Consider the following 12,815-nt stretch of genomic DNA (forward strand, 5'->3'; position numbering starts at 1 on the left):
CTTAATTTAAATATTTAAGTATTTATCTAAGTAATCTGAGCGTTCTTTTAAACTATTTAAATACGAATCTTCTTGATGCTCTGAAATAATTTCATATTCAAATCGTCTGAATGTTTGAATGATATCGTTTAAACCGCTTTGACTTATCTTTATGGTAATTTCTACTTTGTTTCCAGAAATCGTAGAGATGAACAATCCTAATATTTTGGCATTGTTGCTTTCAACTATTTGAGCTACTTGGCTCATAGAAAATTTATCGGATTCTTTTTCTACTACTATTATTCCTCCTTCTTCTTTTAAAAAGGGTGTTTCATGAAAAAAACGTATTACATCTTCAAGTTCATAATAGCCTAAATACGTGTTTTTTTCATCCAAAACCGGAATAATATTGCTGTCGTTTTTAGCAAAAATCTCTAAAACATCTAACCAAATGGTGTTATTTCGAACAAAGAATCGTTCAAAATGAAATCTACTATCGTTAATAATGCTATCACTATTTAAAAGATCTACACTTTCTTTATTTAGGCATCCTATATACACACCATCTTCTGTTACAGGAAAATGTGAATATGGGAAATCTAAAAACAAATCCTGAGCATCAGCTATAGAATCTGTGTTTTTTAGTGGTTTTATTTCGTTATTAATATAGCTCGATAAATTATGCATTTTTGGTTTATTGAAATTATATCGCAAAATAATCAAAAAATACCACATGCTAGCTAACTTATACTTTGTATTTTTGTATAAATTAAAATTATTATGACAAAGTTATCAGTAAATATTAATAAAATTGCTACTCTCCGTAATTCAAGAGGAGGTAATGTTCCTGATTTATTGAAAGTTGCAAAAGATATTCAGCAGTTTGGTGCAGATGGAATTACGATTCATCCAAGACCAGACGAAAGACATATTCGTTATCAAGATGCACGCGATTTAAAATCGGTTGTTTACACTGAGTATAATATAGAAGGAAATCCGCAACATAATTTTATTGATTTGGTTCTAGAGTGCAAGCCAACTCAAGTTACTTTAGTGCCAGATGCAATTGGCGCTCTGACTTCAAATGCGGGTTGGGATACTATTAAACATCACTCGTATTTATTAGAAGTAATTCAAGAGTTTCAAAGAAATGGAATTAGAACTTCTATTTTTGTTGATGCTGATGAAAGAATGATTGAAGGCGCAAAAGCAACTGGAACAGAAAGAATTGAATTGTATACCGAATCATTTGCTCATGAGTATGGATTAGGTAATAAAAAAGGAATTGAACCTTATGTTAAGGCAGCTTTAAAAGCAAATGAACTAGGTTTAGGAATTAATGCAGGTCATGATTTGAGCTTAGATAATATCAAGTTTTTTAAAGAGAATATCCCAGGATTGCTTGAGGTTTCTATTGGTCATGCATTAATTTCAGAATCCTTATATCTAGGATTGGAAAATGTTGTGAATATGTATCTTCAAAAATTGAAATAAGATGTTATTACATTCAAGGATAGAAGGAGAAGGAAAGCCTTTAGTTATTATTCATGGGTTTTTAGGGATGTCAGACAATTGGAAAACTTTAGGTACTCAATTTGCTAATGAAGGTTTTCAAGTTCACGCTATAGATTTACGAAATCACGGAAAGAGTTTTCATTCGGATGATTTTTCGTATGAAATAATGGCTCAAGATGTAAAACAATATTGCGATTATCATCAACTAACAAATATCAACATTATCGGGCATTCGATGGGTGGAAAAGTAGCAATGCTTTTAGCAACAACGCATCCTGAATTGGTGTCTAAATTAATAGTAGCGGATATTGGTCCAAAATATTATGCGCCACATCATCAAACTATTTTAGCTGCTTTAAATGCTGTAGATTTTTCAAAAAAACCAAATAGAGGTGAAGTAGAAGAAATTGTTTCGGGATACATTAAAGATTTTGGAACGCGACAATTTTTATTGAAAAATTTATATTGGGCTGCACCAGAACAATTGGCTTTCCGATTTAATTTAAAAGTGTTCAATGAGAAAATTGAAGTTATTGGAACAGCATTACCATTTGAAAACATTTTTAATAAAGAAACCTTGTTTTTAAGAGGTGATAAGTCAGATTATATTTTGGATAGTGATTTTGAAACCATTTATCATCATTTTCCAGAAGCAAATATTAAAACTGTACAAAATGCCGGACATTGGTTGCATGCAGAAAATCCAAAAGATTTCTTCACTTATGTTATTAATTTTATAAAATAATTCTACTAAAAAATTATGCATGCATAATTTTTTAGTTAAAAAAATTGTAAAATTCATATTTTGTTATAATTTTGAAGTTAAGATTTTACAAACAAAGAAAAAACTAACACATTTTACATTATGAGAAAATTACTTTCTTTAACATTATTGGCTTTAGCTGGCTCTACTGCATTTGCAGGTGGATATAGAGTTAGTATTCAAGGTCAAAAACAATTGGCTATGGGACACACGGGTGTTGCGGTGGTTAATAGCGCTGAGGTTGCGTTTTTTAACCCAGCAGGTATGGCTTATTTGGATAAAAAGTTTAACTTATCAGTGGGTGGAAACGCATTATTTGCTAATACAAAATTTCAAAATTCTCAATACAATTGGGAAGCAGAGACTAATAATTTAGGTACTCCATTTAATGTGTATGCTACGTATAAATTAAATGATTGGTTTACCGCTGGATTAGCAGTTTATACTCCTTACGGAAGTTCTGTAGAATGGGATCAAGATTGGCAGGGTTCTCATTTGGTTAACAACATTGATTTAAAAGCAATTTTTGTTCAACCATCAATTTCGGTTAGAATTGGTGAACATTTTAGCATTGGTGGTGGTCCTATTTTTGCAACAGGTTCAGTTAATTTTAATAGAAATGTAGATAGATCAACAATAAATTTTGAAGGTGATAGAACAGATTTGACTATTGAGTCTAAAGGAATTACTGCTTGGGGTTATACTGCTGGTTTTATGTTTAATCCAACGGATAAATTCAGAATTGGTATGAATTACCGTTCTGAAATAATGATGGAAGCTCGTGATGGTGATGCAACTTTTAATGATTATCCTACTACAGCTCCAACAACAAAATTTAATGCTGATTTACCTTTACCTGCAGAGTTAACTGTTGGTATGTCTTACCAAGTGACAAATAAATGGTTAGTTGCTTTTGATTATAATAGAGCAATGTGGAGTGTTTATGAGAATTTATATGTAGATTTTACAAATCCAGCACTTCCAGATTCAAATAATCCCAGAAATTATAAAAGTTCTAGTACTTACAGGGTAGGTACCCAATATAAAGCGAATGATAAATTTACTTTTAGAGCAGGTTGGTATTTTGATGAAAGTCCAGTACAAGATGGATATTTTGCACCTGAAACTCCAAGAAACGATTCTATGGGATATACAGGAGGATTAACATATCAAGTAAATAGTAAATTAGGAATTGATGTTTCGTTCTTATACTTACATTTTGATGAAGTGGATAATTCTTATGATTATGTAAGCGATGGAAGTAGTTTTGGAGGTACGTACAAGTCAGTTGTATTTTCACCTGGAATAGGTATAACTTACGGGTTTTAATTTTTAATATTAGAAAGATGAAAAATAAATTTATATATTTAGCTATTATAGCAGCTGGTTTTGCTTCATGTGAACCAGAATTTGAAAACGAAGTAAGTGCAAACTATACTTCTGGAGATGCTGATTTTACAACTTATGTAGCTGTTGGAAATTCATTAACTGCGGGTTATATGGATGGTACGGTTTCAAGAGGAAGTCAAACCAATTCTTTTCCTAATTTATTAGCGCAACAGTTTGCTTTAGTTGGAGGTGGTGAATTTACACAGCCTTCTTACGCAGATGACGTTAATAATTTAGGAGGATTGTTATTAGGTGGTTTCCCAATTGCAAGTACAAGATTGGTAATTGACGCATCAGAAGGTCGACCTGAAAATATTGCGGGTTCTTCGACAATTGAAGTTTCTAATTTACAAGCTACAGCTTATAATAACATGGGAGTGCCTGGCGCAAAATCTTTTCACTTAATAGCGCAAGGTTATGGAAATATTGCAGGTGTTGCTTTAGGACAAGCAAATCCATACTTTGTTAGACATGCTACTTCACCTACCACTACTGTATTAGGAGATGCTATGTCTAAGAATCCAACATTTTTTACCAACTGGATTGGTGCAAATGATGTATTGTCATATGCTACAAATGGTGGTGCTCAATCTGATGGTGTAACGCCAGCGAATGATCACAATGTAACTGGTAATACTAATCCTGCTACTTATGGAGCAAACGATATTACAAATTCAAATGTGTTTGCAAGTGTTTATTCAACGATTATTACAACATTAACATCAAATGGTGCAAAAGGAGTGGTATGTACAATTCCAAGTGTAACCTCTATTCCTTATTTTACAACTGTTCCATATGCGCCTGTTTCGGATGCGGCTTTAAATGCAAATCCACAAGCAGCATTATTAGTTCAATTATATCAATTTTTAGCAGTTGCTACTAATGGAAGAATTGCACCGTTAAACTTAACAGATGGAGTTTCTAATCCCGTATTAATCAATGATGCAGATTTGACAGATTTAAGCGCACAAATAACATTTTATGCAAATAATTCTGGAGATCCATTATTAATTGCAAATGCTTCAACTTTAGGGGCTTTATACGGTAAAGCTAGACAAACAACATCTGCTGATTTAATTGTTTTACCTGCTTCGTCTGTAATAGGTACTACTTCGGCTAATCCGACTCCATTTAATATCCAAGGAGTTACACAGCCATTAGCAAACAAATGGATTTTGACGTCAAATGAAAAAAACAAAGTAGCTAATGCTACAGCGGCTTACAACGCAACAATTGTTTCAATTGCAAATTCTAATGATCTTGCTGTTGCAGATATGAATGCTATTATGAATCAATTGGTGACTGGTTTAAGAATTGAAGATGGAACTGTTTATACGGCAAATTATTTTTCTTCAGCTACTGCAAGTTCAGTATTATTTTCTTTAGATGGTGTGCATCCAAATGCAAAAGGCTATGGGGTGATTGCAAATGAAATAATTAAAGTGATTAATAATCATTATAATGCAAATATACCTTATGTATACGCTCCAAGCCTACCAGGTGCGACAATTTTACAGACTAATTAATATTTTATACTTTATATAAGAAAAGGCATCATTATTGATGCCTTTTTTAGTAGTAATAAAAATTGAAGAAAATGAATTTAATTATTAAACTCCTTTTAAGTGCAATTATAGTATTTGTTCTTTCTTATCTTGTTCCGGGTGTTACCATTACTAGCTTAACAGGAGCCTTAATGGTAGCTGTTGTATTGAGTTTGTTAAACACTTTTTTAAAACCAATACTTGTTTTTCTTACCATTCCTGTTACACTATTTACTCTAGGTTTGTTTCTTTTGGTAATTAATGCAATCATTATTTTGATATGCGATTATTTTATTGATGAATTTAGAGTTGATGGATTTTTAACTGCTTTGATTTTTAGTGTTTTGTTGTCTATTAGTCAATCTGTTTTAAATAAAATCTTTGTGAGTGAAGATTAATTTTTAGCGATTTGAATTTCAATGAATTAAAAACTTGTTTGGGTTGTAAAAATTCTATAATTTTGCAACCCAAATTTTATGGTATTAAATAAAAGAAATAATGAACATTACAAAAACGCAAGTTGATGATTTGAATGCTATTGTAACAGTAGCAATTACAAAAGAAGATTATTCTGATAAAGTAGAAAAAGTATTAGCTGATTATAGAAAAAATGCTTCAATTCCGGGATTCAGAAAAGGAGCAGTTCCAATGAGTTTAATCCATAAGCAATATGGTAAAGCAGTATTATTAGATGAAGTAAATAAAATTTTACAATCGTCTTTAAACGATTATTTAGTTGCTGAAAAATTAGATATTCTGGGTAACCCTCTTCCAAAAGTAACAGAAGATTTTAACTGGGATAATGATGATTTATCTTTTGATTTTGAATTAGGATTAGCACCTCAATTTTCAGTTGATTTAACAGCGAAAAATAATATTACAAAGTTCAATGTTATTGCTGATGATAAAATGTTGAATGAGCAAGTTGAAAGAATCCAAAAACAATACGGAAAATTAATTTCTCAAGCTGAAGTAAAAGCAGATTATGAAGTTAGAGGGACTTTTACTAACGAAGAAAAAGGAATCAACGCTCCAGCAAACTTTAGTTTAGATATTTTTGCTGACAAAAAAACAGCTAAAGCATTTGTTGGTAAAAAAGTAGGTGATATTGTAACTATCGGAACTAAAGGTTTATTTGATGACGATCACAAATTAATGGATTACTTAAAAGTAAGTCATGATGATGTTCACGGTTTAGATATCAATGTTGATTTTACAATTGAAGAAATTAATTCAATTGAAAAAGCAGAGTTAAATCAAGAATTATTTGATAAATTATTTGGACCTGGAGTTATTTCTTCTGTTGAAGAATTAAAAGCTAAAATCAAAGAAGATGCTGAAGGACAATTTGCTCAACAAGCTGATCAAAAATTCTTAAATGATGTTACTGAGTTTTTAATTGAAAATACAAAATTTGATTTGCCAGCTGAATTCTTAAAAAGATGGATTCAAAACGTAGGTGAAACTCCATTAACTGCAGAGCAAGCTGAAGAAGAGTATGTAAAATCTGAAAAAGGATTACGTTTCCAATTAATTGAAGGGAAAGTAATGGCTGAAAATAATTTACAAATTACGTTTGAAGATTTACAAGCGCATACTGCTGATTTAATCAAGAAACAAATGGCACAATTTGGTCAATTAAATCCATCAGAAGATGAAATTAATGGAATTGTTGCTCGTGTAATGTCTAATCAAGACGAGGTGAAACGTTTATCAGAGCAAGTAATGAGCGAAAAAATGTTAGGTCTTTACAAAGAAAAAGTAAAAGCTAAAACTAAAGAGGTTAATTACGAGCAATTCATCAAAGAAATGTACGGAGAATAATATCTCACAAAAAATAATTATCTTTGAGCGTCAGACTAGTTTTGACGCTTTTTTTATTCTGAATTTTATTCAGATTTATAACATTAATTATTTAAAATAAGTCATAAAATGAACTACGGAAAAGAATTTAAAAAATATGCTACGAAGCATCACGGAGTAAACAGTTTATATTACGATAAAATTGTGAGCAGTATGACTCCATACATCATTGAAGAGCGTCAATTAAATGTTGCTTCAATGGATGTGTTCTCTCGTTTAATGATGGATAGAATTATATTCTTAGGAACAGGAGTTGATGATTATGTAGCAAACATTATTCAGGCGCAATTGTTGTTTTTAGAAAGTGTTGATGCTTCTAAAGATATCAGTATTTATATTAATTCACCAGGTGGAAGTGTGTATGCTGGATTAGGAATCTATGATACAATGCAATTTGTAAAACCTGATGTAGCTACAATTTGTACAGGAATGGCGGCTTCAATGGGAGCGGTTTTATTATGTGCTGGGGCTGATGGAAAACGTTCGGCTTTACCACATTCAAGAGTAATGATTCACCAACCATCAGGAGGAGCTCAAGGAGTGGCAACGGATATGGAAATCAACTTGAAAGAAATGTTGAAATTAAAAGAAGAATTATATCAAATCATTTCTCATCATTCAAAACAACCTTACGAGAAAGTTTATAAAGACAGTGAAAGAGATTACTGGATGATTGCTGCTGAAGCAAAAGAATACGGAATGATTGATGAGGTTTTAACAAGATAAATAAATATAGTTTTCAGTTTTCAGTCACAGTTTTCAGCGATATAACTGTGACTGTATACTGTGACTGCTAACTAAAAAAGGATGGCTAAAGAAGTATTAGAGTGTTCATTCTGCGGAAGGAAAAAGCCTGAAACCAATTTATTAATTGCAGGGATTAATGCGCATATTTGCGACAAATGTATCGAACAAGCTCACGGAATTGTTTTAGAGGAATTAAAACAATCAGGTAATTCTAATTTGATTGCCGATTTAATTCTTTTAAAACCAAAAGAGATTCGTGCGTTTTTAGATGATTATGTAATTGGACAAGAACAAACGAAGAAAGTAATGAGTGTAGCTGTTTACAATCACTATAAACGTTTGATGCAAGTTCAATTAGAAGACGAAGTTGAGATTGAAAAAAGTAACATCTTAATGGTGGGTCAAACCGGAACTGGAAAAACATTAGTTGCAAAAACAATTGCAAAAATGTTGAATGTTCCATTGGCTATCGTTGATGCAACTGTTTTAACTGAAGCGGGTTATGTAGGGGAAGATGTAGAAAGTATTTTAACTCGTTTGTTACAAGCAGCTGATTACGACGTCGCTAAAGCTGAAAGAGGAATCGTATTTATTGACGAAATCGATAAAATTGCTCGTAAAAGTGATAATCCATCCATTACTCGAGATGTTTCGGGAGAAGGTGTACAACAAGCATTGTTGAAATTATTAGAAGGAACAGTGGTTAATGTTCCACCAAAAGGAGGAAGAAAACATCCAGATCAAAAATTTGTGGAAGTTAATACACAAAATATCTTGTTCATCGCAGGTGGTGCTTTTGACGGAATTGAAAGAATTATTTCAAAACGTTTAAATAGACAAGCGGTAGGCTATAGTTCGTCAATAGGAACAGATCAAATTGATAAGGATAATTTACTTCAATATTTGATTCCAAAAGATGTTAAAGATTTTGGATTAATACCAGAAATCATAGGTCGATTACCAGTTTTAACACATATGGATCCTTTAGATGCGGAAACGTTAAGAGCTATTTTAACAGAACCTAAAAACGCCTTAGTAAAACAATATAAGAAATTGTTTGAGATGGATGAGGTGGATTTAAATTTTGAAGAAGAAGCACTTGATTATATTGTTTCTAAAGCATTAGAATACAAATTAGGAGCAAGAGGTTTGCGCTCGTTATGTGAAGCTATTTTGACTGATGCTATGTATGAGTTACCTAGTTCAAACGAAACAAATTTACAAGTAACAAAAGGTTATGCTGAAAAGAGTCTAAGTAAAAATTTACTTCAGCGTTTAAAAGCAGTTTCTTAATATCTTAATAAAAAAGGTTGCCGATTGGCAACCTTTTTTTGTATTATGCATTTTTCTTTTGTTCTAATGTTTTTGATTGTTTTGTGTTGCAATATCTTTTTTGGCAACTCCATCCGCTTGAGCAAGATGTTAATAATACTAATGTTGATACCGCTACTACTAATGAGATTTTTTTCATTTTTTTTGAGTTTAATTGAGGAGAATTTATTTTATAATTTTGAATTCAATTCTACGATTTTTTTGATCTTGTTCTGCTGTACACTTATCACATTTTTCTAGAAGTTCACTTTCTCCATATCCTTTATAAGATAATTGATTAGTAGGAATTCCTTTTTTAATTAAATATTGATAAGCTGCTTTTGCTCTACTCTCAGATAATTTTTGATTGTAAGTTTCTGATCCTTTACTGTCAGTATGTGCATTAATTGTAATGCTCATGTTAGTATTACTTTTAAGTACTTCTACAATCTTGTTTAAAGACAATTCTGACTCTTTTTTAATTGTAGATTTGTTAAAATCAAAATAAATATTTTCTATAACAATTGCATCTTCTGTAACTACAGCTTTTTCTTGCGTTAGGAAAATATTTTTTTCAGTATCTCCTGAGCTTACATTTACTTTTTTAGTTTCATAGCCTTCTTTATTCACCTGTACATTATAAAGAGTTAATGGTTCAACTGCAAATTTAAATTTACCATTATTGTCTGTAAATGTTTCTGTAATAATTGTGCCAAATTCATCAGTTACAATAACTTTGGCGTTTGGTAATGCTGTTTTAGTAACCTCTTCTGCAACAATATAGTTAAGAGAAATGTTGTCTTGTTTTCTAATTTCAAATTTTAAAATATCAAAATTTCCAGATTGATGTTTGTCTGTAGAAATGTAACCTTTTGTAGGTGAAGTTAAAACAAAAGCTATATCGTCTCTTCTTGAATTCAAATCAGTACCTAAATTCATTGGTTCTAAAAATTTGTTTTCAACATATGCCGATCTAAATACATCATATCCACCTAAGTTAGTATGACCTTTTGAAGAGAAATACAGAAATTTATTATCTGATGACATGAATGGGTATTTTTCATCAGCTTCTGTATTTACATTTGGTCCTAAATTTACAAGTTTTCCTATGCTACCGTCTTCATTAATAGTAGCTTCATAAATGTCAAATCCACCAAATCCACCTGGGATATTTGTTGCAATAAATATTTTTTTCCCATCAGATGATACACTTGGCGTTTCAATAGAATATCCGTCAGGAACAATATTTAAGTTTGTGATGTTTGTCCATTTTTTTACATCGTTTTCATCTAGAACCGCTCTGTATAAATTGAATTTTTCTTTACTATTTGGGTCTTCTTGAGTAAAAAATATTGTTTTTTGATCGTGAGAAAATCCTATTGAACCTTCATCGTTTTCTGAATCAAGAGTTTTTGAGAATAATAATGGAAAAGATAAACTTCCATCTTCTTTAACATCTACACAATATAAATTATTATTTGGAGTATTAGTAATTGGATTAACCGTTACTTCTGCATGACGTCTTTTTTTGTTTGATAAAATAATATATTTATTTTTAAAAAAAGTAGTGCCTATTTCGTTTAATTCAGAATTAATCCCTGTGTCACTAATAACAAATGAAATTCCCTTAGTGTTTTTATTAATAGTATTTATTGTTGCTTCTGTTCCCTCTGAACGTCTAGGTTCTTGCCCAAAAGAAAATAGATTAACTATAAGTAAAAATAAAGTAAAGATTTTTCTTAGTTTCATAAAATTAAATACTTAATTAATAGGGGGTTAATGTTTTTTTAAAACTTGTGCAAAAATATAATAAAATTTCACAAAAAAAATAAATAGTGAAAATAATTTACTTTTTTTTGGTATTTAATGCAAAAAAAATGATAGGAAGCTAAATGCGACTTGTTTTTTTGCGAATTATTTAATTAATGGAGTTTAGCAGCGATTTAAATTGATAAATTTATCATGAAATGGGATTTCGCTGTTTTTTATGCTTGTGCTGCATTTTCTGTATGGTCCACATTTGTATCTTCTGGGTCCACATGATATTGAAATACTCGAAGCGCAAATAATAACTAATAGAAGTACTGATTTTTTCATATTTAATTTAATAACAATAAACTTTCTAAGTAAATTCGTTCATTTGAAAGTCGTGGAATTTTATGTTGACCACCTAATTTATCTTGTTGTTTTAACCAATCATAGAATAAATTTTCTCTAGCAACATGCACAACTAACGGATTTAATGTCATATTATTGTATCGCTTCGCTTCATAATCTGAATTAATATTTTGAAGATTCTCATCTAAAGCTTTACAAAAATTTGCAATGTTGTGCGGTTTTGTTATAAATTCAATAATCCATTCATGTGCCCCTTTTTGATTGTCACTCATGAATATTGGGGCTACGGTATAATCTTTGATCTCACAATTAAATTCTTTACACGTCTTAGCTAAGGCAGTATCTGTGTTTTCAACCATTAATTCTTCTCCAAAAACATTAATGTGATGTTTTGTTCTACCTGTTACTTTTATTCGGTAAGGTTGTAATGATGTAAATCGAATAGTGTCGCCAATCAAATAGCGCCATAATCCTGAATTCGTTGTAATTACCAAAGCGTAATTTTTATTCAACTCAACTTCATTTAAACGAATGGTTCTTTGATTTAAAGTGCCAAAAGTTTCCATTGGGATAAATTCGTAGAAAATGCCATAATCTAACATTAATAACAATTCGTTTGAGTTGTTTAAATCTTGAATAGCAAAAAATCCTTCAGATGCATTATAGATTTCATAATATTTAAAATCATCTTTTGGGAATAATTTTTTATATAATTCTCTATACGGGTCAAAATTTACCCCTCCATGAAAATAAACTTCAGCATTTGGCCAAAGTTCAAGTAAATTGTTTTTCCCAGTAGTTTCAAGTGTTTTTTGTAATAATACCATCATCCAACTTGGAACTCCAGCCAAGCTCGTTACATTTTCATTGATAGTCTCATTTATAATTGCTGGAAGTTTGGTTTCCCAATCTCCCATTAAGGAAATTTTACTACTAGGAGTAGAGCTAAACTCGGCCCATATTGGCATATTGTCAATTAAAATGGCAGATAAATCACCAAAGAACGTATTATTATCTTCATACAATTGCTTGCTACCGCCAAGACGAAGACTTTTTCCTACAAACAGTTGTGAATCTTCATTATTATTTAAATACAAACACAATAAATCCTTACTTGCTTTGTAATGACAATTTTCTAATGCTTCTGAACTTACAGGAATGAATTTGCTCTTAGCATTGGTTGTTCCGCTTGATTTTGCAAACCATTTAATATTCGTATTCCAAAAAACATTTTGTTCTCCTTGTCTTGTTCGTTCAATTAAAGGTTCTAAATCTTCATAAGTTGAAATAGGTATGCGTTCATTAAATGTAGCATAATTTTTTATGGATGAAAATTCGTATTTTTTTCCAATTAGTGTATTTTCTGCCGATTTAATTAAGCTAAAAAGTAATTCTTCTTGAACTTCTTGAGGATATTTTAAAAACAATTCCATTTGATGAATTCGCTTCTTCAATATCCAAGTGGCAACAGAATTTATAATTTGCAGTGGCATTTACCTATTTCTAATTTTGAATTATTAATTGGGAATAATAACTTTACCAAAAATAGCATTTTTTTTAAATAATAATACTAAAAAGTAAATCTT

General features: G+C 30.8%; 12 protein-coding genes. 8 read left to right on the forward strand and 4 right to left on the reverse strand.

The genetic code is table 11. The features are described 5' to 3' along the window. Nucleotides 1-6 precede the first annotated feature (6 nt). Complete coding sequence (locus tag LOS86_RS02200) at nt 7-666, reverse strand: CBS domain-containing protein (protein ID WP_231843031.1); 660 nt, start codon at nt 664-666, stop codon at nt 7-9. Between the two features lie 93 nt (nt 667-759). On the opposite strand from LOS86_RS02200, the gene LOS86_RS02205 reads away from it, so the two are divergent. From LOS86_RS02205 to clpX, 8 genes are all read left to right on the forward strand, one after another. After that, nucleotides 760-1,473 carry a pyridoxine 5'-phosphate synthase gene (locus tag LOS86_RS02205; RefSeq protein WP_231843032.1) on the forward strand — a complete coding sequence of 238 codons (714 nt, stop codon included), beginning with the start codon at nt 760-762 and terminating at the stop codon, nt 1,471-1,473. Between the two features lies 1 nt (nt 1,474). Continuing rightward, nucleotides 1,475-2,239, forward strand: a complete 765-nt coding sequence (locus tag LOS86_RS02210; RefSeq protein WP_231843033.1) for an alpha/beta fold hydrolase — start codon at nt 1,475-1,477, stop codon at nt 2,237-2,239. Nucleotides 2,240-2,359: 120 nt separating this feature from the next. Then, nucleotides 2,360-3,586: an OmpP1/FadL family transporter gene (locus LOS86_RS02215; RefSeq protein ID WP_231843034.1), complete on the forward strand. Its 1,227-nt coding sequence runs from the start codon at nt 2,360-2,362 to the stop codon at nt 3,584-3,586. A 17-nt stretch (nt 3,587-3,603) separates the two neighbouring features. After that, nucleotides 3,604-5,172, forward strand: coding sequence for a G-D-S-L family lipolytic protein (locus LOS86_RS02220; protein WP_231843035.1), 1,569 nt, complete (start codon nt 3,604-3,606; stop codon nt 5,170-5,172). A gap of 71 nt (nt 5,173-5,243) precedes the next feature. Then, nucleotides 5,244-5,588 carry a phage holin family protein gene (locus LOS86_RS02225; RefSeq protein WP_231843036.1) on the forward strand — a complete coding sequence of 115 codons (345 nt, stop codon included), beginning with the start codon at nt 5,244-5,246 and terminating at the stop codon, nt 5,586-5,588. Nucleotides 5,589-5,688: 100 nt separating this feature from the next. Next, nucleotides 5,689-7,014 (forward strand): trigger factor, encoded by a 1,326-nt coding sequence (gene tig / locus LOS86_RS02230; RefSeq protein WP_231843037.1) that lies wholly within the window; start codon nt 5,689-5,691, stop codon nt 7,012-7,014. A 108-nt stretch (nt 7,015-7,122) separates the two neighbouring features. Next, on the forward strand, nt 7,123-7,779 hold the full coding sequence (gene clpP, locus LOS86_RS02235; protein ID WP_231843038.1) for an ATP-dependent Clp endopeptidase proteolytic subunit ClpP: 657 nt from the start codon (nt 7,123-7,125) through the stop codon (nt 7,777-7,779). 81 nt (nt 7,780-7,860) lie between these two features. Then, on the forward strand, nt 7,861-9,093 hold the full coding sequence (gene clpX / locus LOS86_RS02240; protein ID WP_231843039.1) for an ATP-dependent Clp protease ATP-binding subunit ClpX: 1,233 nt from the start codon (nt 7,861-7,863) through the stop codon (nt 9,091-9,093). A gap of 43 nt (nt 9,094-9,136) precedes the next feature. On the opposite strand, the gene LOS86_RS13645 is transcribed toward clpX, so the two are convergent. The 3 genes from LOS86_RS13645 to LOS86_RS02250 all read right to left on the reverse strand — a co-directional run bounded on the left by LOS86_RS13645 (nt 9,137) and on the right by LOS86_RS02250 (nt 12,722). Beyond that, nucleotides 9,137-9,271, reverse strand: coding sequence for a hypothetical protein (locus tag LOS86_RS13645; RefSeq protein WP_255674281.1), 135 nt, complete (start codon nt 9,269-9,271; stop codon nt 9,137-9,139). A gap of 26 nt (nt 9,272-9,297) precedes the next feature. Beyond that, the gene (locus LOS86_RS02245) at nt 9,298-10,860 is read right to left on the reverse strand and encodes an OmpA family protein (RefSeq protein WP_231843040.1); all 1,563 of its coding nucleotides are present in this window, start codon (nt 10,858-10,860) and stop codon (nt 9,298-9,300) included. A 350-nt stretch (nt 10,861-11,210) separates the two neighbouring features. Further along, nucleotides 11,211-12,722 carry a GH3 auxin-responsive promoter family protein gene (locus LOS86_RS02250; protein WP_231843041.1) on the reverse strand — a complete coding sequence of 504 codons (1,512 nt, stop codon included), beginning with the start codon at nt 12,720-12,722 and terminating at the stop codon, nt 11,211-11,213. Nucleotides 12,723-12,815 lie beyond the last annotated feature (93 nt).

The organism is Flavobacterium cyclinae (assembly GCF_021172145.1).
Taxonomy (GTDB): Bacteria; Bacteroidota; Bacteroidia; order Flavobacteriales; family Flavobacteriaceae; genus Flavobacterium; species Flavobacterium cyclinae.